Origin of the sequence: Pseudochrobactrum algeriensis, from assembly GCF_018436245.1 — a bacterium.
GTDB classification, from domain to species: domain Bacteria; phylum Pseudomonadota; class Alphaproteobacteria; order Rhizobiales; family Rhizobiaceae; genus Pseudochrobactrum; species Pseudochrobactrum saccharolyticum.
This window is the reverse complement of sequence record NZ_CP075361.1, coordinates 2,716,719-2,737,287: the sequence shown is the minus strand read 5'-3', so window position 1 is coordinate 2,737,287 and position 20,569 is coordinate 2,716,719. Positions and strand designations below refer to the sequence as shown.

Genomic DNA, 20,569 nt, shown 5'->3' with positions numbered 1-20,569 from the left:
AGGCACACTGTCCGATGATGCGTATCGAGAACCATCTTAAATTCCATGCACACAATACCGGTCACAAGACTGTGCTGGTAACCGGACAGGTGCGTCTTTCCTATGCGGAATTTAATGCCAAAGCCGAGGCTTTGGCGCATAGTCTGCGGGCGCAGAATGTGCAGCGCGGGGATCGCGTTGTCATTTTCATGGATAATTGCTGGCAGGCAGCGGTATCGGTTTTTGCTATTCTGAAGGCCGGCGCGGTTTTCACGCTGGTGAACCCGTCAACCAAAGCAGATAAGTTCGGTTATATCCTGAACGACTGCACACCCTCTGCTTTGCTGACACAGGCTAAATTATTGCCGGTGGTTGATGAGGCTGAGGCTTTTACTGCAATACCGGCTTTGATTGCGGTTAAAGGCCCAAGCCGCTCCAAGCGTCCGCATCTACTATTCGAGACTGCAGTTGAGCCGCAGGAAAATCAGGCTGAAATTATCAGCGGTGGCATTGATATTGATCTGGCCATGCTGATTTATACATCCGGTTCAACGGGGCGCCCCAAAGGCGTGATGATGACACATCGCAATATTGAGGCGGCGGCGACCTCTCTGACAGGACTGCTGAAAAACACAGCTGATGATATTATCCTCTCTGTATTGCCGCTGTCTTTCAATTACGGGCTGTATCAGTTGCTGATGACAGTAAAGATCGGCGCAACGCTGGTGCTGGAAAAGTCCTTTGCTTTTCCGCAGGCGGTGTTTGATATGATGCGCGCGGAGAAGGTAACCGGATTTCCTATCGTCCCGACAATGTCTGCGATTATGATGCAGATGCGTGATCTGACATCCGGTTTTCTGCCCGATCTGCGGTATGTTACCAACACTGCCGCACAATTGCCGGTGCCGCATATCGAGTTTCTGCAACGCGTTGTGCCGGATGCAGAAATTTATTCCATGTATGGCATGACAGAATGCAAACGCTGCACATGGTTGCCGCCGCATATGATCAGCGAGAAGCCGGAATCGGTAGGTATCGCACTGCCGAATAGCGAAGTCTATCTGGTCGATGAACAAGGCGGATCGGTACCTGTGGGTGAAGCCGGTGAAATGGTGATACGCGGGCCGAATGTGATGCAGGGCTACTGGAACAATCCCGAGGCCAGTGCTGCGGTGCTGAGAAGCGGGCGTAATCCGTGGGAAAAGGTTCTGCATACCGGTGATCTGCTGCGTATGGATGCAGACGGATATTATTATTTCGTCGGACGCAAGGACGACATCATCAAATCACGCGGAGAAAAAGTACCGCCGAAAGAGGTGGAGACTGTGCTTTACACGCATCCCGCTATTCGGGAGGCTGTTGTAGCCGGTGTACCTGATACAATGCTGGGGCAGGCGATCACCGCGATGGTGACCACCGCAGATGCAGAACTGAGTGATAAGGAGATTATCCGGTTCTGCCGTCAGCATCTGGAAGATTATATGGTTCCGGTTTTTGTTTTGATTACAGATGAATTACCGCGAACGGATACAGGTAAAGTCAGCCGTCGTCTTGCGGCGGAAATATTGGCCAAACAATACAGGCAGTTTCAGGATGAATAAGATTCAAGAATTTTCTGCACAGACGATGGTGATTGATGCGGAAGCTGAGGTGGAAAAAATCACCGCTGCCTTGCGTCGTCAGCTGCGCGGTCTGCGCCGCCGTGGTCTGGTTGTCGGTATTTCCGGCGGTATCGATTCCAGCGTGAGTACGGCACTGGCTGTGCGCGCTGTCGGTGCGGATAAAGTTTTTGGTATTTTTATGCCGGAAAATGATTCCGATCCGTTGTCACTGGCGCTGGGGCAAAAGCTTGCAGGCACCTTTGGTGTGCAGACAGTGATTGAGGATATCGGTCCTGCCTTGGCTGCTATGGGCTGTTATCGCCGACGCGATGATTTTATCCGCTCGGTTGTGCCTGCTTACGGAGAGGACTGGGCGTCGAAGCTGGTGATCAACAATGCTTCTGAAAATGGCGGCTATAATATTTCTTCGCTGGTGGTGCAGTCACCGGATGGTCAGCAGGAAAAAATCCGCCTGACACCGGAAGCTTATTTAGGCATTGTTGCTGCTACCAATATGAAACAGCGCACCCGCAAACAGTTTGAATATTATCACGCGGATCGTCTGAATTTTGCGGTTGTCGGCACGCCGAACAGGCTGGAATACGATCAGGGCTTCTTCGTGAAGAATGGTGACGGTGCGGCGGATGTGAAGCCGATTGCCCATCTTTATAAGACGCAGGTCTATCAGCTTGCCGACTATCTGGGTGTGCCTGCAGAAATCCGTCAGCGTCCGCCGACAACGGATACTTTCTCGCTGGCGCAGACACAGGAGGAATTCTACTTCTCCCTGCCATATAATCTGATGGATCTTTGCCTTTACGCGCTCAATCACAATATCAGCGCGGCGGATACAGCCAAAGCGACCAATCTGGGTGAAGATCAGGTGCAGCATGTCTGGGCGGATATTGCGGCTAAACGCAAAACCACCAAGGCGCTGCATGAGCCGCCGCTCTTGGTTGAGCCGGTTAAGGACTTCCTGTCATAATAAGAAAAAGCCGCCTTTTCAGGCGGCTTTTTTGTCAGTGTTTAAAGCGGATTGGCATAGAGCCTGTTCCAGAATTCTCCGGCAAGGCCGTTCAGTAAGGCTTTCCCTTCAACAAAAGGCGGCAACAAAGCCGGATCCTGCGCCCAGACCATTGTTGAACATAAATGGGTGAAAGCAATGCGTTTCCCGAGCATCGCTTCCATCAGATCCGGTTGTGTGCGGCCGCGAATGGCGACAGCGCCGTTGGAGGCTGCATGATGGATCAGCGTGTCAATCATCTGGCTTGCTGCTTTCGGATCGCTGAAGAATTCCAGTACACGCGCCGTTTTTCCGGACTCTGAGTGATACAGGAAAAGGCCGAGATTTTTGCCGGATTTAGTGCCTGCTTTGACCATATAGGCCTTGCCATATTCAGGCTTTTGCACGGCATCTTCCAGACGGTTCAGCAATTGCTCCGTATTCCATTGCGGCCGGCAGGAAAAGCTTTGCGCATAATGCTGGTAGAGCTCAGCAAATTCTGCTGCATCAATATCCGTGCAGGTCAGTTGCTGAGCCGTTAGCCAGTCCGATGGTGTGGCTGACCAGCGCAGGCTTTTACCATGCATGGCATTGCGTTTGCGATCATCAAATTTGCGGGCGAAGGGTTGCAGCATCGCCAGAGGTTTGAGCTTGCTGCCTGCTATTTCTGTCATGAAGCTGAGCGGACGAATAATCCGCAACCAGTCAAGGCTGTAATTGGTGAGCTGAACCGCATCCAGTTTTTTCCAGATCGCTGCTGCAACCTCACTGGCTGTTTCGGTTATCATCAGATCATAACCGTCTTTTTGCAGGCTGCGCATCAGTTTGACACCACCCAGAGGATTATGCTGATGATCCTCAACCATTAATGTGCTGACAATGGCGGTGCGCAGTGTTTTATTGGTCGCCTCACAAAAATAATCAAAATAATTCACGCCGAGAAAGCCGCTGACATTGCCGTTTTTATCGAGCAGAACTTTGGAGGCAGGCACCGTCTCTCCGGCAAAACGGATATAAAGCCGCTGAAGATAGGCGATCAGTTCAGCAGACGGTTCCTTGTCGCTTTTCCGGAATATTTTTTGAAAAAGCTTAGCGACTACCGGTATATCCGCTTCTGCTAAGGATCGGATTTCAGTCATGGTCAGTTTATCCCGTCGTTAGAGTCTGACATTCTGCACATTCATCTGCGCATTATACCTGCTCTGCTTCCCGCTTCTGCTGCTGACAGCTGTCGCTTGGCTCTTGGTTGATAATCATACTATGCGGGAGAAACCCTTTAAAATCTTTTACTTAAATGTTGGGGCTGACGCGCAGAAAATTGTGATGAAGATAAACTTGACTCTTTTTATCAAGTTTATTATTCCCGAGGCATAAGAGCGAAACTTACTCTTCAATTGCTGCTTTTCAAAACTTGTCATGATTATGCATGGCAGGACAGACGATGTCTGCCTGCCAAAGGGGGTACTATGTCTGTTGTCAGGCACTGTCTGCGCGCATCTTTTGCCGGTACGATTTTGAGCCTTACGGGTTTGAGCATTGCCGGTCTCGGGATTTTTACAGGTATGGCTGCGGCACAGCAGCGGGAAACAACCGCACAAGATGCGGCAAAAGATAAAACTGCTGGGAGTGCCACACAGCTGCAAACAATTACAGTCACTGGTGGTCTGAATGGGCCTTTTGCTCAGGGTGACGGAATATATCGCACACCCGCACCAGTCAGTTCTGTCAGCAGTGATGCGCTGCAGCAGCGTTTTGGCGGCGATCCGCAAGCGGCATTGCGCTCTACCCCCGGTGTCTTCACCCGTCAGCAATCCAGTCAGCCCGGCATTGAGGTGAATATTCGCGGGATGAGCGGTTTCGGTCGTGTGAATGCGATGATTGATGGTGTGCCGCAGACATTTCGCAATGTGGCAGGCCATGCTTCATCCGGCGGTACCTTGCTCTATGTGCAGCCGGAACTGCTCGGCGGCATTGATGTGAGCAAAGGTGCCGTGGGAGGCGCCGCCGGTATGGGGACTCTGAGTGGCGCCGCAAATTTCCGTACGCTTGATTTTGACGATATTGTTTTGCCGGGACGTGATGTCGGTGTGCTGACACGCTGGAAAGCCGGAACCAACGGGTTCCGCGGTTCGGGTATGCTGGCAGGTGCCGCGCGTGCCAATCTGAACAATGATAAATCCAGCAATGTCAGTATTCTCGGAGCTTTTGCACGTACATCTTACGGTACATTTAAAAATGGTGACGGTGTTTATGTCGATAGCGGGCGCGATGCTACCAACCGTCCGGGTGGCGGGCTGATCAAATTTGAAATTGCACCATCCTCCGAGCATAATCTCAAACTTGGTGCGCGCTGGTATGAGAACCGGTTTACCTATGCCAATTACGAGCAGGATCTGAAGAACGCGTCTTACACGGCCAATTATGCCTATACGCCGGATGATAATGACTGGATCGATCTGAAGGTGAATGCCTATTATAACCGCACCAATATGGATTATGCGGCGACCGGCGGCAGCTATCGCGGACGTAAAACCGATAATCGCGGCTATGGTTTTGACATTTCCAATACCAGCAAAACAATGCTGAGTGATGATGTACAGCTCAAACTGTTCTATGGCGGGTCTTTTGGCAGCGATGAATATGTCATCAACAGATATCGGGGTGCGAACCCTCCCGGTACTCTGAAGAAATCCAGCGGTTTCACCGACGCAACTTTGTCGTGGAATATTTTCACGCTGACCGGTGGTCTGCGCTATGATCATTGGAATGTTGAAGGCTATCAGCCTGCCTATGCGGCAGGCACAGGGGATTGTCCTGCTGGCGGACCTGTCTGCGGCAACAAGGATATTGAGCGCAGCAGCGGCAAATGGTTGCCTAAAGTCTCTCTGACCGCGCAGCCTTATGACGGGCTGGAGCTTTATGCGACCTATGCCCATACTTTCCGCCCGCCGACGGTGCAGGAAATGTTCTTCTCGCTGATACCGATTGGCGCGGGACTCGGCAGCGGTATTGCCAATAATCTCAATCTTGAGTCGGAATATAGCAAAGGCTGGGATATCGGGGTGAACTTCACAGAAGACGGTTTGCTGCGCAGCGATGACAAGTTCCGCCTCAAAACCGGTTTCTTCCACAATTCCATTGAGAATTTCGTCGTCAATGATTTTGTTAATGTGCCTAATCGCGGCCCGACAGCAATGTGGATCAACCGTCCGGGCATTACCAAAATGTATGGCTGGGAGATTGAAGGCAGTTACGATCTCGGCTTCTTCTATACCAATGTTTCTTATACCAAAGCCAAGACCGATCAGCCGATTGGTGAGGGTGCCGGTGCGGGGAATGGTGATGCCTTTATGATACCGGATCAGTATGGCACGCTTGATGCCGGTTTCCGTCTGTTTGACGAGAAGCTGACTTTGGGTGCGCAGGCACGTTATTTCGGCAAAAGCAGCTATGCCGGATTTGGCACAGATTTTGGCCAGAAATTCGCACTGCCAAGCTATATTCTCTATGATCTCTATGGCTCTTATAAGCTGAAGGAAAATGCGGAATTGTTCTTCTCGGTTGAGAATGTGGCCAATAAAAATTACCGCGTCGCTGTGTCGGGGCCATTGGGTGAGAATGAATATTCAGGAAAAGGCCGCAGCTTTATATTCGGTGCCAGTGCCAAATTCTGATCTTTGCCAGATACTCTGATTACAAAAACCGCCGGACAAGTTCCGGCGGTTTTTTATTGTTTGAAGAAAAAATTTCACAGTTGCGTCAAAATAGCCAGTACGTCTTTTTTCAATGTTGCCTATGGTACGGGCATAAGGTTTACTGGCAGCTTGCACATTGATTTTACAGGCTGTTTGAATTTTTCAGTGTGATTATTACACCGAACCATGCATGATGGAGCATCTGCTTCGGATAGGAAATTCTGCGGTGTCGCAAAGTGTATCCCCTTTAGCCCCGTTTAAACATAAAGCTTTTCGCTCTTTATGGACTGCAACGCTTGCTTCCAATCTTGGCGGGCTGATCCAGACAGTCGGTGCAGGCTGGATGATGACGACCATCGCGCAATCCTCCAATATGGTGGCGCTGGTACAGGCCTCCACCACTTTGCCGGTGATGTTTTTCTCGCTGTTTGCCGGTGCTTTAGCTGATAATTTTGACCGCCGCCGTATCATGCTGATTGCCCAGTTTATGATGTTGCTGGTGTCGCTGATGCTGGCGATTTTCGGCTATATGGGCTGGCTTACGCCATGGCTCTTACTGAGTTTTACATTCCTGATCGGCTGCGGCGGAGCCTTGCATAATCCGTCATGGCAGGCATCAATGGGAGACATTGTACCCCGCTCTGATCTGCCGGGAGCGGTGGCGCTCAACAGTATGAGCTTTAATGCCATGCGCAGTATCGGCCCTGCGATCGGTGGTTTTATTGTGGCCGTTGCCGGTGCCGCTTTTGCGTTTATTATCAATGCTGTCAGCTATATTCCGTTGATTGTTGCGCTGCTGCGCTGGAAGCCGCAGGTGACGCAATCCACGCTGCCGCGTGAGACCTTTGGTCGTGCCGTTTCCGCCGGTCTTCGTTATGTTTCCATGTCACCCAATCTGATCAAGGTGATGTTTCGCGGCTTTCTTTTCGGCTTGTCAGCCATTGTTGTGCTGGCTTTGCTGCCGCTGGTTGCGCGTGATCTGGTACAGGGAACGGCGCTGACCTATGGTATTATGCTCGGCGCATTCGGCCTTGGTGCGATTGCCGGTGCATTCACCTCCGGTGAGTTGCGCGAGAAATTCGCCAATGAAACCATTGTGCGCGGTGCATTCATCGCTTTTGGTATCAGCGTCTATCTGCTGTCTTACAGTCATTCGGTAATTTTAAGCTGCCTGTTATTGCTGCCTGCCGGTGCGTCATGGGTGCTGGCTTTGTCGCTGTTCAACGTGACCGTGCAATTGTCCACGCCGCGCTGGGTGGTGGGACGTGCTTTGGCACTTTATCAAACCGCTACATTTGGTGGCATGGCCGCTGGTAGCTGGCTCTGGGGTTCAGTGGCTGATGGTTACGGCCCAGAAACGGCTTTAAGCGTTGCAGCCTTCACGCTGGTTGGCGGTGCGCTGGTCGGTCTGGTGTTCAAATTGCCGGAATTCGACAAGCTCAATCTTGATCCGCTCAATTCTTTTTCCGAGCCGCAATTGCGTCTGGATATCCGTCCGCGCAGTGGTCCGATTATGGTGATGGTGGATTATCATATCGAGCATCATAATGTTCATGCCTTTCTGGAGGCGATGGCTGCGCGCCGCCGTATCCGCATTCGTGACGGTGCACAGCAATGGGCATTGCTGCGCGATCTGGAAAATCCGGATATCTGGACAGAGACTTATCATGTGCCGACATGGGTGGAATATGTCCGCCATAATCAGCGTCGTACCTATGCGGATGCTGCAGTATCTGAGAAATTGCTGTCGCTGCATAAAGGGCCGGAAAAACCGCGCGTTCATCGTATGATCGAACGCCAGACTGTGCCTTTGCATGATGATATGCCGCTGAAACCGCATATTGAAATCACCTGATTGGGACGCCAGCCGAAAATTTAAAAACGCCGGTTTGATCGTCAGACCGGCGTTTTTTATTGTCACCACTGTGTTGGCCGGAATGAAATATTTTATGGCACCATGACAGAATGACGCCAGCATGATAAAACTATACTAATTATCTCATATTTTAACGCCGATAACAGACGTATGGTTTATGAGGCAGATATGCAGATTGATATTCAGGATTTTCCGCTGGTGCGGATGGATTATTCCGGTGCAGGTAAGCAGAGTATTGAAGAAACATTGCAGATTTTTGAGCAATGCCTGCAACGCAAACAAGCTTTTGTGTTTCTCGCAGGCGGTGCGGATTTCGACAAGGATCCGAACGAAAGTGTAGCCGATCGTCGTGCTGTCTCCCTGTGGATGAAACAGCATAAAGCCGAATTACGCGATTATGTGAAGGCGATGTATTATGTTGAGCCAAGTTCAGTGAAGCGCTTGGCGGCGAAAGCTTTTGCAGTCATTTACGGCAAGTTCTGGGGGCATCCGATGATTGTCACGGAGAGCCGTGATGAGGCTGTAAGACAGGCCTATGAACTTTTAGGATTATCATCAGAGTAACGGTGATTTTATGTTTTTCACGACAGATTTTCCTGATTATGCTTTGCCGGATCAGATCAACCGTCCCGTGGTGGTCATGGGCTTATCGATGGTTGTTGATGGCTGGGAGTTTCCGCGCCATTCCCATCGCAAAGCGCAGCTTTTATTCAGCGCCAGTGGTGTGGTGACGGTTGAAACTGATAGCGGTGTCTGGGTTGTGCCGCCGCAATGCGCAGTATGGATACCGGGTGGATTATTTCATAAAGCCAGAAGCTCCGGAGAGGCACGCGGTTTCGGTCTGTTTGTTGCGCCGGACGTTGTTGACGGTTTGCCGGAGACATGTTGCAGCGTTTCCGTCTCGCCTTTGCTGCAAAGCCTGCTGGAAAAAGCTGCGGGCTTTGACCCTTGCTATGATGAAGATGGTGCAGAGGGCAGGCTCATCACTGTGTTGCTGGATGAATTGGTGGCTGCACCGCTTGAACAATTACATCTGCCGATACCGGCCGACAGCCGTTTGCGTAAACTGACCGATATTTTGCTGGATGATCCGGCAAGCCACGCGACCTTGGAAGAATGGGCGCATCGTATCGGCATGAGCGAGCGTAGTCTGAGCCGGTTGTTCAGCCATGAAACAGGTATGAGTGTCGGGCGCTGGCGACGGCAATTGCATGTGATAACCGGTGTGCAATTGCTGACACAGGGGCGGTCAATCCAGTCGGTGGCTTTTGATCTGGGCTATGAGAGTGCGGGTGCCTTTGTCACGATGTTCCGCAAAGCGGTCGGCACACCGCCCGGACGTTTTCTGGCCGAGCGACGCTCGTCATGGAACCTGTTTCGCGGCGCAGCTATACATTAATTACGTCCAGAAATAGCGGATCAGGTGGAAAAACACCGGTGCGGCGAAAACCAGACTATCGGCGCGATCCATCATGCCGCCATGGCCTTCAATCATATGTCCCCAGTCTTTAACGCCGCGGTCACGTTTGATTGCGGAAGCGACAAGGCCGCCGAAGAAACCCATAATACAGGCAATGGCTGCAAGGCCTCCTGCCTGTAGCGGTGAGAAAGGTGTGAGCCACGAAAGCGCTGCCCCCAGTAAAGACGCGCTTGCCACGCCGCCGATCAGCCCTTCCCATGTTTTGGATGGCGATACCTTTGGCGAGATGCGATGTTTGCCGAATAATTTGCCGAAAATGAATTGCAGCACATCGCAGCCCTGTACCACGGCAATCAGAAAGGCAATCAGCAGCATTTGCCGGCCTTCAAAGCCTTCAATATGCAATGTCGCCAGCGCAGGCACATGACTGATGCAATAGACCGAGAGCATAATGCCCCATTGCTGCTCGGAAATACGCTCGAGAAACCGGCTGGTATTACCCCAAAGTGCTGTGAGCACCGACATAGCCAGAAATACATAAACGGGAATGAAGATGGAATAGAGCCCGTACCATTCCACCCAGACCAGATAATATTGCATCGGAATGACAATGAGGAAGGCACCGAGCAGCAGCCAGTGATCGCTGCGATGCGTATGGGTGAGAGTTACATATTCCCGAAGCGCTGCGAAAGAGACCAGTCCGAACAGAATAACCACACCGGTTTTGCCAAACAGAAAAGCGATGCTGATCGCGGCAATCATAATCCACCACGCACGGATGCGTGCATTGATATTGCTGAGTGTGGAAGGCAATGGTTTGGCACTGCGCCAGCTGATTAATGCGGCAGCAAGGCTTGCGACTGATAACAGCACAACCAGTCCGATCAGGAGAAGATTGGTTTCTTCGCTCACTTCATACTCCCTGAGATTGCGGGCTGAGTGTCAGCAAGGCATGTTGCGCACGGTGCAGGAAGTTTTTGCGTTCTTCATCTGGTTGCAATTGCAGCGGCGCACCGAAAATCACGCGGCATAACAGCGGTACGGGCAGAAATGTGCCTTTCGGCAAAACACGGGACATATTTTCAATCCAGCAGGGCACCAGCTCAACATCCGGCCGCGCTTTGGCGAGATGATAAAGACCGGCGCGAAAACGCAGCAGCGGTTCTTCGGTCATATTGCGGGTGCCTTCAGGGAAAAAGATCAGCGACTGGCCGCTGTCAATCGCACGCAGCATCACCAGCAACGGGTCTTCATTGCGCTCGATCCAGTTCCGCTCCACCAGCACTGTACCAAGCAGGCGGGTGGCAATGAATTGTCGCAGGCGGTTGCTGTTCCAGTAATCGGCACCGGCAACGGCGCGGGTTCTTGCGCGTTCGCCTAAAGGTAACGAGGAGGACAGCAGAATGAAGTCGCCATGGCTGGTGTGGTTGGCGAAATAAATCCGCTGTTTGCGAGACGGGACTGTACCGCTCCAGATCGGGCGCACGCCGGTAATGGCGCGGGAAAAAAAGGCTAGAACCATGCCGGAGAAAATCTGTAATACTGAATGCGAGTCCGGATCGGCCATGAAGAACAGTCGTTTTTATTTTGCTTCACATTAAATTCAGCAAGTAACAGAATAAAAGCACTTTCCGCAATCATTTCTTATTTTCGTGAATTACGTTGTTTTATTGATGATCCGGATAAAGACGCACCGGCCTGCCGGTTTTGCGGATCAGTTCCTCGGCTTGCCGGCTGTTTGCAACATGACCGCTTTCAACTAGCCAGCGGGCAATGAGATTGGCACTGCGCTGATAGCCCAAGGCACAGCAGATCAGTGTCGGGCGCGGTGCATTATGGATTGCCGTGACTGCGGATTGCATGGTGAGAGGCTCCGGCTTAGCGAGATCCATCAGAGGAAAAGCCTGCCAGCGGGCTCTGATATTGCGTGGTGCGATACACTCCGCAGTCATATCAATGATACAGGCATAATTTTGTGTTTCTGAGTGTTTTGGGAAACGACCGAGATAGAGGCCTTCAGTAATTTTAACCGCTGACGGTTCGCGCCATGTCCATGCGATACGGTTGAGTCTGAAGAAAATACGCTAAGGCAAAAATAGCCAGAGGGAAGCAAGGCTGACGGAGCCGTCAGGACGCTTTTGAAAGATTTTTGCGCCGCCGCCGCTATAGCCAAAGCTAAGCATCAGCAAGGCCAATGCAGGCCAGAGCAGGAGCAGAATTGCCGGATGCCCGCCGGTGAATGTGAGCGCAAGTAGTGCAAGACCGGCAGCGCCATAAATACGCATGAATTTGCGGGATTTGGGGTCACGGGTGAAACGGTAATTCTGCCAGGGGGCATCACCTTCACGGGGAAACAGCCACAGAGCAAAAAGGCCGAGCAAAGCACCGGCCGGAACATCAATGAAATGATGCTGCCAAGTGGTGAGAACAGACAGAGCAATCAGCAGGTACCAGCCATGCCAGATTGTGCGCCAAAATACTGGTAATCTGCCGCGCAGATGATCCCAGATGATAATTGCCAGCGCGATATGTAGCGAAGGTGCTTGATTAAACGGCTGATCGAAATTACCGAGCATGGTGAACAGCCAGCCGGAAAGGCCGGTTGTTACAGGTTTTTCCCATGTGATGGTCAGCGGAAAAGCAATGAAACAGACAAAGGCAATGCATTGCGCCGTGAGATAGCGGCCAATCAACCGGTTTTGTGATTGCCTGCTGGTGTTGACCAAAACCGCGACAGCGTAGAACAGATTGAGCGACCAATAGGGGATGATCGTCCAGCCCCAGAACGGGATTTGCTTTTCCCAGTCAAAGATAATCTCCGGCACTGCACTATGCTGTGATGCCAGCCAGTTTGCCAGACCGTATGTTGCATAGAACAGCGGGGCAAGCAGCAGCAGCCATAATATGCCGCGCCGGATTAATACCGGATTTGTTTTATGCCCTTCGGGATCAAGCTGCATTATTGCTCAATACGTTGTGCCAGTGACACGGTGAAAATACCCCACTGATCGATACGCTGTTCAATTTTGCGGAAGCCTGCGGCCTCAACCAGCTGATCCATCTCGTTCTGTGTGCGGCGGCGCATCACCCATGCTTGTCCGCCACGATGGGATGTCAGTGCGCGGGCAATCATTTCCAGCTGCGGATGCCAGGGCTGGTTTGTATAGATCAGATAACCGCCACTCTGAACTGCTTGTGCCAGTCCTTCCAATGATTGCGCGATCTGGTCATTATCGGCAAACAGCTCATAAAGACCGGAAACAATAGCCAGATTCGGTGCCGTTTCTGCGTCTGCGCCAAGGGCAGCGAGAGTCTTGGTGTCGAAAGCATCACCTTCATGGAATTCGGCTTTACCGGAAAGATTGCGCTCCGCAATCAGCTGACGACCGGCCAGCACATTGATCGGTGAATAATCCTGCAAGCGCACCGAGGCAATTTCATCATCCTTGGTGGTGAGTGCGTCCAGCACATAGCGGCCATGGCCGGCTGCAATGTCGAGAATACGCGCCGGTTTTCCGTCGTCCTGCAAACGGGTAACAGCTTGCCGGATCAGTTCTTCCATATGGATTTTACGCTGGCGGATACCGCGCCAGCCAATAGCGTTGAGGAAGGTTTTATCGGTATAGCGGCCACCCCAACCTAAGCCTTTCACCTCATTGCGGTAGACATAATCGAGCGTGGAACCGGAATCGAAACCGGTGCGGATACCGGTTTTCAGCCCTTCTGAAAACAGTCCGCCGATGCGGATAGAAGCACGGGTCATGCCCCAATAAGCCCCGCGTGGACTGGTAATGGACAGAGGAGTAGCCAGACGGTCTGCCTCATCGCGGGTAAAACCCTGAATATGCGCATTGAGCAGTGAGCTTTGTTGCGGAGCTTCGGCAAATTGATGCTCAATGAAAGGCCGGATTTTGGCAAAAGCCAGTGCGCGGTCACGCTCGCCTAATGTATCGTGATAGAAACCCTTGAGCACATGGCGTTCTTTAACGGGGCCAGCGAGATTTTCGTAAAAACGGTGTTGCGGCGCATCACGCACCACCCAGTCACGACCGGAAATCAGCACCTGTGTCGGCGTGGTAATCGCACGGGCATCGCGGACAATGCGCTCTGCATTCTCGTAGAGCTCCAGCAGAATATTGGAGGCAATCGGGCGGGTAATCAGCGGATCATTTTCAAAAGATGCAATGCGCTCTTTATCATGAGTGAGAAAGCGGGCTTTGACATAGGAATTGACGAAAAATGTACCTTTGAGCTTTTGCCAGAGCCAGATGCCTTCTTTGGCCAGCGGCACATAGAGCTTAACGTCAAAAGCGGGTGCAGCCAGCACCATGGCACGGATCGGCGGCGCATAATCATGCACCCATGTGGCACCAATAACTGCGCCGACACTTTGCGCAATCAGTGCCATATCCTGTAAGGCGAACCCGTCTGTCGCGGTGATATGACGGGCAAAGCAATCGAGGTCGCGCACCGTGGTCGCAAAGGACGGCGAATAGCCACGCTGCCCTTGGGTAAGGCCGTGACCGCGGGCATCCCATGCATAGAAGCTGTAATTATCCAGCCCGAGCTCCTCGACAATATGCGCGACACGGCCGCTATGTTCATGCCCGCGATGCAACAGAATGAGGGCGCCTTCCGGCTTTTCGCTCAAAGCTGGCCAGTAGCGGAAAAAGATTTCCTGCCGGTCATGGCTGATAAAATGCCGCTCAGTGCAATCGCGTTTTACCGAAGTCATAGGCCTGTCTTTCATATGGCGATATATAAATATAGATGTTGTTTTGCTATTTATTGTAAGTCTTTTAGACTAAACGATGTTTAAGAAAAGTGATTTTGCAAAGAGTTATACCGTGTCTGTTTATCAGCTTAAGAGCCGTTTTCAGGATTTATTACGTCCGCTGGTCAACCGATTGGCGCAATGCGGTGTGACTGCCAATCAGGTGACTGTTGCGGCGATGCTGATCTCTGTGGCGGTCGGTTCATGGCTGGTGATTGCTGAAAACAAGGTATGGTTCTGGCTTATTCCCGTGTGGCTGTTCATCCGCATGGCGATGAATGCAATAGACGGGATGCTGGCGCGCGAATTTAACCAGCAAAGCGCATTGGGAGCTTATCTCAACGAGCTTGGCGATCTGGTGTCAGATATTGCACTGTTCATGCCGTTTTTGTGGATTGCACCGTTTCAGCCGCATTGGATGGGGCTGATTATTGTGCTGGCTTTGCTCACCGAATTTGCCGGATTGCTGGGCTTGAGTATCGGTGCATCGCGGCGCTATGACGGGCCGATGGGCAAAAGCGACCGTGCTCTGTTATTCGGTATTCTCGGTGGCTGGCTGGCCGTTGACGGCTTTCTGCCGCAATGGATGGTCTGGTTGCAGCCGCTGCTGATCGCCTTGTTGCTGTGGACGATTTTCAACCGTATTCGCAAAGGCTTGGCAGAGGCTGCAAAGGGCTGAGATTACTCAGCCCTGTTTCTCGCGCCAGTCGCGCAAGCGATGAATGGCGGTTTCCAGCGTATCAAGTTTTTTAGCAAAGCAAAACCGCACATGGCTGGTGATATTGCGCTCTGAATAGAAAGAAGACACCGGTACCGGCGTGACACCGGCTTCACGGGTGAGGCGCTGGCTGAAGGCCAGATCATCACCATCCTTATCGAGATCGCTGATATCGGCAACCGCGAAATAAGTGGCCGGAGCGGTGGCCATGCTAAAACCGGCTTCACGCAAACCGGCATCGAGATAATCACGACGTTTAGCCAGCTCCTCTCGCAAGCCGGTGAAATAACTGTCCGGCAGATTGAGACCAACCGCTACCGCTGCTTGCAGGGCAGGTGGCGTGGTGAAGGTCATATATTGATGGACGCGGGAGATCACTTTCAGCAATTGCGCATCGGCGGTGATATAGCCAACCTTCCAGCCGGTGAGCGAAAAGCTTTTACCCGCAGAGCCGATCCGTACCACGCGGTCGCGAATTTCCGGCAGTGAAAACAGCGATATATGTTTGTTATCATCAAAGGTCAGATGTTCATAAACCTCATCCGCAATGATGAAGAGATTATGCTTTGCCGCCAGTTCTGCGATGAAATTCAGTTCCTCGCGGGTAAAAACCTTGCCTATCGGGTTCATCGGATTATTAACAACGATCATGCGCGTACGCGGAGTAATCGCATCGCTTAGCGCTTGCAATGGCAGTTCCCAATGGGGCGGTGCAAGACGCACCGGCACAACCACGCCACCGGCACGACGGATCACCGGACTATAGGAATCATAGGCCGGTTCCAGCACAATCACTTCATCGCCGGAATTGATCAGTGCAAAGAAACTGTCAGCCAGAGCTTCTGTTGCACCGGAGGTGACGAGAATTTCTGTTTCCCAATCCGCATCAATATTGAAGAACCGGCGGGCATTGTCGGCCACAGCTTTGCGCAGGGCAGGAAGACCAAGCATTGGCGGATATTGATGGGAACCGTTGTGCAGCGCATCTGTAGCAGCGGCAATCAGTTCCTGCGGTTCCAGCCCTTCCGGAAAACCCTGTCCGAGATTGATGGCGCCGGTTTCTGCGGCCAGTCTCGACATGATTTCAAAAACAGATATGCCGGATGCTGCGAAAACCGGATTGACCATGATATCCCCCTGCAAATAATGCCGTATTATAGAGTTATGTTTTTAAACAGGAAAGCAGGCAACACCTTTCAGGCGCACAGATTACGCTGTCGCAGTGTTGCAACGCGTTCTTCAACGGCACTAACGATAGATTGCACAAATTCTGCGCCAAGAGCACCGCGGCGGATATCTTCCGGCTGCCAGACATTCACATAATAAGGGATAGAATGGCGGATCGGGCGGATCAGCAGATTTTGCCCTTCAAAGGCTAATGCGCTTAGCGGGTTGATGACAGATATGCCAATACCGGCTGTCACCAGAGAGCCGATGGAGGATGCGGTGGTTGCCTCAATAGTCAGTTTACGGCTGATGCCAGCATTGCTGAACCACTGATCGACCTGACGGCGATAGTAATCCTCATCGGAATAATAAATAAAGTTATGACCGGAGAATTGCTCAATATCGAGACTGTCATAATCCGCAAGCGGATGACCGGCAGGCATGATGCACAGGAGATCACCGGTATAAAGCTCGCGTGTTGCGGAGGCGCTGAGCGTAATATTACCTTCCACCATACCGACATCAAAGAATTTGCTCAGCAGGTCGCGGGTGAGGGCGCTTTCTTCCAGTGAGTGAATTTTCACAGATGCTTGCGGATGTTCGTTGAGAAACAGTTTGGTGGCCTGCGGAATAATCGCATGGGCATAGGCGGGCAGGCAGGCAACGGATACGCGTTGCAAATTATCGCCGCGAATAGCGCGTGCTGTACGGGCAATTTCTTCAATACTGACAAAGGAGCGCTGCACAATCACGTTGAGCGCGGCAGCTTGTTGTGTCGGCTTCAGACGGCGGTTATCACGGTGAAATAGCGTAAAGCCGAGTGTTGCTTCCAGATCTTTCAGCTCGCGGCTGATGGTTGGCTGCGAGGAGCCGAGATGGTCTGCCGTTTCAGTTACATTGAGGGTGTGCATCAGCGACTGAAAAATTTCCAGCTGGCGGTGTGTCAGACGCATAAAATCTCCCCTTTGGCAGCAAGACCTTTCCAGTATTAAGCATATCGAAAATGAATAATAAAGAGATTATTATGAATTTGACCGCAGATGGATGTCTGATAGCTTGATGCGAGTAATGATGAAGCGGTGTGTCTTGTGCGACCCTCCGCTTCGAGTGTTTGAGGGTAGAATGACCACTGAGTTCTCACGTCCGCATGTTGCGCATTTCGGCTATAAAAACGGGGCTTTAAGCGTTGAAAACGTTGATGTTTCTGCAATTGCAGAAAAATACGGCACGCCGTTTTATGTCTATTCGGCTGCTGCTGTGCGTGAACGTGTTGCCAGATTGCGCACTGCGCTGAGCGGACTCAATGTGCAGATTTGCTATGCGGTGAAAGCCAATAACAACCTGTCGCTGTTGTCTTTGCTGGTTGGTGAAGGCTGCGGTATGGATATTGTTTCCGGCGGTGAGATGCACCGTGCATTGGCGGCCGGTTCGCCTGCGGATAAAATCGTGTTCTCCGGCGTTGGTAAAACCGATGAGGAAATTGCAGCGGCACTCAATGCCGGTGTGCATCAGCTCAATATTGAATCCATCGAAGAGCTGGATGCGATTTCCCGTGTTGCCCGCCAGCTTGGCAAAGTGGCAACCGTTGTGCTGCGCATCAATCCGGACGTAGATGCACTGACCCATCCGAAAATCACCACCGGCACCAGCAAGAACAAATTCGGCATTGCCTATGCTGATGCGCTGAATACTTATGCAGCCGCATCTGCCCGCGAAGAAATCAATGTGGTTGGTATTGCTGTTCACATCGGTTCGCAGATCACCGATGTCACACCATATCGTCAGACTTTTGAACGCTTGGCACAGCTGACACGGGCTATCCGCGCCAAAGGCCTGAACATTTCCCGTCTTGACCTCGGCGGTGGCCTCGGCGTTTCCTATGATGGTTCTGCCGGTATTGATGTCGATGCCTATGCACAGACAATACGCGATACGCTTGGTGATATTGATTGCGAACTGACGATGGAGCCGGGTCGTTTCATCATTGCCGAAGCCGGTGCGCTGGTGACCAAAGTGCTCTATGGCAAAAATCAGGGCAATGCCAAATTCTCTATTGTTGATGCAGCGATGAATGATCTGATGCGTCCTGCACTTTACGATGCCGTGCATCCGGTCTGGCCGGTGCGTGAACCGGCAGCAGATGCGGAAACTCTGCCGGTTAATCTGGTTGGCCCTGTTTGCGAAAGCTCGGATACATTCGGCGAATTCGACCGTTTGCCAGCACTGGAGCGTGGTGATCTGGTGATGCTTGGTGTTGCCGGTGCCTATGGTGCAACAATGTCTTCAACCTATAATGCGCGTCCGCTCATTCAGGAAGTACTTGTTGAGGGCGATACATTCAGACTGGTTCGCCGTCAGTGGACGGTAGAAGATGCATTGATGCTGGAACGGGATCTATAGGATCCGGTCAGCATAAAGGGAACGGTTGGGAGGCCGTTTCCTGAGGCTGCCATTATTTGTTTTAAGCATTTTCCTACGCAAAACCGCTACACACTTTTGCTGGAAATGCTTGAAGACAGCCCGAAGGGAGGGGGGAAATATGAGGCCATATTCCGAAGCGGCGCAAACAGGTGCAGCAGGAATTTTCTTCGTCAAGACCCACGGGCTGGGGAATGACTTTGTGCTTGTTGACGGTCGGGAAAATGTTTTCCGGCCGCAGGCAACACTGATTGCGCAGATTTGTGATCGTCATCGTGGTGTCGGCGGCGATCAGTTGCTGGTGCTGGAAATGCCGCAAAATGCCCGTGCTGATGTGCGGATGCGCATCTATAATGTGGATGGTATGGAGGCTCCTGCCTGTTTTAATGCCAGCCGTTGTGCTGCTTTTCTCTGGATGCAGGAAGCAGGCAAAAATTCCGTAATGTTAGAAACACTTGGCGGGTTGATCGAAGCCCGTATGGCAGAGGCTGAAAACGGGCAGCCGCGTATCAGCCTTTATCTTGCGCCTGCTGTTACAGACTGGCAGGCTATTCCGCTGGCGGGGCCACTTGCGAACCATGACGGGCGTCTGAACCACGGCCCGTTGTCCGAACCTTTTGCCGTCAGTATGGGCAATCCGCATCTGGTTTATTTCGTGCCGGATTTTGATGCTGTCGATGTGCCGCTTGAGGCCGCTGTGGTGCAAAACAGTGCCTATCTGCCGGAGCAGGCGAATATTGGTGTGGCTGAACTGCTGCCGTTTGAAGGTGATGAGGCACTGCTGAAACTGGTGGTTTATGAACGTCCCGGTATTCTCACGGAAGCCTGTGGCAGCGGTGCCTGCGCAGCAGCGGTTGCAGCGGTGCGTAGTGGACGCACAAATCAGAAAAAATTCCGTGTTTTAATGCCAGGCGGGGCTTTACAGGTCGAGTTATGTGCTGATGATACAATTATCCTGACAGGGGATGTTGCTGTCGCATTTTACGGATTTCTGCCTGACGAAGCATAAACAGAATTCAATAAGGATAACGCAAAACTGTCCGTAAGAGACAGCGTTAGCTCTGATTATTACGCAGTTTAGGACGGAAAACCGGTATCCACTTTTCCTGAAACTGCTTGAGAGGGGAAGTAATGACTTTTATATCAGTTGAGCATGTCAGCAAGACCTATCCTGCGACCAGCAACGGCAAAGCTCACCGTGCACTGGGCGATGTCTCTTTTTCCGTAGAGAAGGGGGAGGTTCTGGTCATTATCGGTCCTTCCGGCTCCGGTAAAAGCACTTTGCTGCGCACGCTCAATGCACTGGAAGCCATCGACAGCGGCACGATCACCGTCAATAATCTGGCAATCTCCGATCCTAAGACTGATCTCAATCATGCCCGTTCTGAAATCGGCATGGTGTTTCAGCATTTTAATCTGTTTCAGCATAAAACAGCGCTGGAAAACGTGGTTCTGCCACAGACAGTGGTGCTGAAACGCTCCAAGGCGGAGGCGCTGAAAATTGCGCAGGATATGCTGGCGCGTGTGGGCATTGCGGAACGTGCAGGACATTATCCGAGCCAGCTTTCCGGCGGTCAGCAACAGCGCGTGGCGATTGCCCGCGCCTTGGCGATGAACCCGAAAGTGATGCTGTTCGATGAGGCAACCTCGGCGCTCGATCCTGAAATGGTTGGCGGCATTCTCGATCTGATGAAAGAACTGGCAAAATCCGGCATGACCATGGTGGTTGTCACCCATGAAATGGGCTTTGCCCGTGAGGTGGCTGATCGTGTGATCTTCATGGATGAAGGGCAAATTGTTGAAACCGGAACGCCGGATGTGCTGTTTTCCAAGCCGGTTCATCAGCGCACACAGCATTTTCTCGAACAGGTGCTTTAAAGGGAGGGAGCAGACGTGGGGGACGTCTGTTGAAAGTTAC

The 20,569-nt window shown here is 51.9% G+C and carries 18 protein-coding genes; 10 read left to right on the top strand and 8 right to left on the bottom strand.

Annotated elements, in window-relative coordinates:
- Positions 1 to 17 precede the first annotated feature (17 nt).
- Together KHQ09_RS14690 and nadE are read left to right on the top strand one after the other, a co-directional pair.
- Positions 18 to 1,580: a class I adenylate-forming enzyme family protein gene (locus KHQ09_RS14690; protein WP_213600030.1), complete on the top strand. Its 1,563-nt coding sequence runs from the start codon at positions 18 to 20 to the stop codon at positions 1,578 to 1,580.
- Entirely contained in the window at positions 1,573 to 2,565 is a 993-nt protein-coding gene (gene nadE, locus KHQ09_RS14685) for an NAD(+) synthase (protein WP_213599030.1), read from the top strand. The genes KHQ09_RS14690 and nadE overlap by 8 nt, the downstream gene beginning before the upstream one ends.
- 41 nt (positions 2,566 to 2,606) lie before the next feature.
- On the opposite strand, the gene KHQ09_RS14680 is transcribed toward nadE, so the two are convergent.
- Positions 2,607 to 3,722 (bottom strand): hypothetical protein, encoded by a 1,116-nt coding sequence (locus KHQ09_RS14680; RefSeq protein WP_213599028.1) that lies wholly within the window; start codon positions 3,720 to 3,722, stop codon positions 2,607 to 2,609.
- Between the two features lie 327 nt (positions 3,723 to 4,049).
- Here KHQ09_RS14680 and KHQ09_RS14675 point away from each other — a divergent pair, with 327 nt between their 5' ends.
- From KHQ09_RS14675 to KHQ09_RS14660, 4 genes are all read left to right on the top strand, one after another.
- The gene (locus KHQ09_RS14675) at positions 4,050 to 6,257 is read left to right on the top strand and encodes a TonB-dependent receptor domain-containing protein (RefSeq protein ID WP_213599026.1); all 2,208 of its coding nucleotides are present in this window, start codon (positions 4,050 to 4,052) and stop codon (positions 6,255 to 6,257) included.
- Between the two features lie 247 nt (positions 6,258 to 6,504).
- A complete protein-coding gene (locus KHQ09_RS14670) occupies positions 6,505 to 8,133 on the top strand; it encodes an MFS transporter (protein WP_213599024.1) in 1,629 nt (542 codons plus the stop codon).
- 189 nt (positions 8,134 to 8,322) lie between these two features.
- A complete protein-coding gene (locus KHQ09_RS14665) occupies positions 8,323 to 8,718 on the top strand; it encodes a hypothetical protein (protein WP_213599022.1) in 396 nt (131 codons plus the stop codon).
- 10 nt (positions 8,719 to 8,728) lie between these two features.
- A complete protein-coding gene (locus tag KHQ09_RS14660) occupies positions 8,729 to 9,553 on the top strand; it encodes an AraC family transcriptional regulator (RefSeq protein WP_151160186.1) in 825 nt (274 codons plus the stop codon).
- On the opposite strand, the gene KHQ09_RS14655 is transcribed toward KHQ09_RS14660, so the two are convergent.
- The 5 genes from KHQ09_RS14655 to KHQ09_RS14640 all read right to left on the bottom strand — a co-directional run bounded on the left by KHQ09_RS14655 (position 9,554) and on the right by KHQ09_RS14640 (position 14,309).
- The gene (locus tag KHQ09_RS14655; RefSeq protein ID WP_213599020.1) at positions 9,554 to 10,486 is read right to left on the bottom strand and encodes a phosphatidate cytidylyltransferase; all 933 of its coding nucleotides are present in this window, start codon (positions 10,484 to 10,486) and stop codon (positions 9,554 to 9,556) included. It abuts the gene before it with no gap.
- A 1-nt stretch (position 10,487) separates the two neighbouring features.
- Positions 10,488 to 11,096 (bottom strand): lysophospholipid acyltransferase family protein, encoded by a 609-nt coding sequence (locus tag KHQ09_RS14650; RefSeq protein WP_238481649.1) that lies wholly within the window; start codon positions 11,094 to 11,096, stop codon positions 10,488 to 10,490.
- Positions 11,097 to 11,241: 145 nt separating this feature from the next.
- Complete coding sequence (locus KHQ09_RS18540; protein WP_338019239.1) at positions 11,242 to 11,526, bottom strand: protein-tyrosine phosphatase family protein; 285 nt, start codon at positions 11,524 to 11,526, stop codon at positions 11,242 to 11,244.
- A gap of 132 nt (positions 11,527 to 11,658) precedes the next feature.
- Positions 11,659 to 12,534: a phosphatase PAP2 family protein gene (locus KHQ09_RS14645; RefSeq protein WP_338019238.1), complete on the bottom strand. Its 876-nt coding sequence runs from the start codon at positions 12,532 to 12,534 to the stop codon at positions 11,659 to 11,661.
- On the bottom strand, positions 12,534 to 14,309 hold the full coding sequence (locus KHQ09_RS14640) for a bifunctional alpha/beta hydrolase/class I SAM-dependent methyltransferase (RefSeq protein ID WP_238481648.1): 1,776 nt from the start codon (positions 14,307 to 14,309) through the stop codon (positions 12,534 to 12,536). Before KHQ09_RS14640 ends, KHQ09_RS14645 begins: the two co-directional genes overlap by 1 nt.
- A 112-nt stretch (positions 14,310 to 14,421) precedes the next feature.
- Here KHQ09_RS14640 and KHQ09_RS14635 point away from each other — a divergent pair, with 112 nt between their 5' ends.
- On the top strand, positions 14,422 to 15,027 hold the full coding sequence (locus KHQ09_RS14635; RefSeq protein ID WP_213599014.1) for a CDP-alcohol phosphatidyltransferase family protein: 606 nt from the start codon (positions 14,422 to 14,424) through the stop codon (positions 15,025 to 15,027).
- Between the two features lie 6 nt (positions 15,028 to 15,033).
- On the opposite strand, the gene KHQ09_RS14630 is transcribed toward KHQ09_RS14635, so the two are convergent.
- Positions 15,034 to 16,194: an aminotransferase gene (locus tag KHQ09_RS14630; protein WP_213599012.1), complete on the bottom strand. Its 1,161-nt coding sequence runs from the start codon at positions 16,192 to 16,194 to the stop codon at positions 15,034 to 15,036.
- A 68-nt stretch (positions 16,195 to 16,262) separates the two neighbouring features.
- A complete protein-coding gene (locus KHQ09_RS14625; protein ID WP_116088946.1) occupies positions 16,263 to 17,186 on the bottom strand; it encodes a LysR substrate-binding domain-containing protein in 924 nt (307 codons plus the stop codon).
- A gap of 169 nt (positions 17,187 to 17,355) precedes the next feature.
- Here KHQ09_RS14625 and lysA point away from each other — a divergent pair, with 169 nt between their 5' ends.
- The 3 genes from lysA to KHQ09_RS14610 all read left to right on the top strand — a co-directional run bounded on the left by lysA (position 17,356) and on the right by KHQ09_RS14610 (position 20,529).
- A complete protein-coding gene (lysA, locus tag KHQ09_RS14620) occupies positions 17,356 to 18,633 on the top strand; it encodes a diaminopimelate decarboxylase (protein ID WP_213599010.1) in 1,278 nt (425 codons plus the stop codon).
- 139 nt (positions 18,634 to 18,772) lie between these two features.
- Positions 18,773 to 19,660, top strand: coding sequence for a diaminopimelate epimerase (dapF, locus tag KHQ09_RS14615; protein WP_213599008.1), 888 nt, complete (start codon positions 18,773 to 18,775; stop codon positions 19,658 to 19,660).
- Between the two features lie 122 nt (positions 19,661 to 19,782).
- The gene (locus tag KHQ09_RS14610; protein WP_022710604.1) at positions 19,783 to 20,529 is read left to right on the top strand and encodes an amino acid ABC transporter ATP-binding protein; all 747 of its coding nucleotides are present in this window, start codon (positions 19,783 to 19,785) and stop codon (positions 20,527 to 20,529) included.
- Positions 20,530 to 20,569: the final 40 nt, after the last annotated feature.